At 49.0% G+C, this 630-nt stretch carries 1 rRNA gene; it reads right to left on the bottom strand.

Features of this window, described 5'->3' with window-relative positions:
* Positions 1-335, bottom strand: a 23S ribosomal RNA gene (locus ACXAGX_RS20515); the annotation flags it as partial.
* Between the last annotated feature and the right edge of the window lie 295 nt (positions 336-630).

Below are 630 nucleotides of genomic sequence, written 5' to 3' on the forward strand. Positions count from 1 at the left end.
CACTTCGTGTACGGGACTATCACCCTGTACCGTTAAACTTTCCAGAATATTCCACTATCACAACAGATATCGGCTAGTCCCCTTTCGCTCGCCGCTACTCAGGGAATCTCGGTTGATTTCTTTTCCTCCGGGTACTTAGATGTTTCAGTTCCCCGGGTTTGCCTCGTTAACCTATGTATTCAGTTAACGATACCCGCAAGCGGGTGGGTTTCCCCATTCGGACATCGATGGCTCAAATGCGTTTTGTCAGCTCGCCACCGCTTTTCGCAGACTTACACGTCCTTCATCGCCTCTTACTGCCAAGGCATCCACCGTATACGCTTAGTCACTTAACCATACAACCCTAAATAGCTTCCGCTTAAGAACCTGTGCTGCGCGACTCTTCCTCGCTCGCTCGGTTATATACTACTTGTATACGCCCTCGCTCACTCGTCGTATTCGCTTGCCCAGAACCTTAATCGTCGCTATTTCCTCTTCTCAACATGAGTAGTGAGTGAGTGAATAGCTATTACAGTGAAATCCAAGAGTTGCGACAACTCAAAAGGATGGATTTCGCTGCGCCTCCCCCCGCCTTTTTATCCGGGGTCAGGTGTGCATCAAAGCACTGCTGTATGCATGACTGTCTAATCA

It is taken from the genome of Alteromonas sp. ABV4_515 (assembly GCF_056160345.1).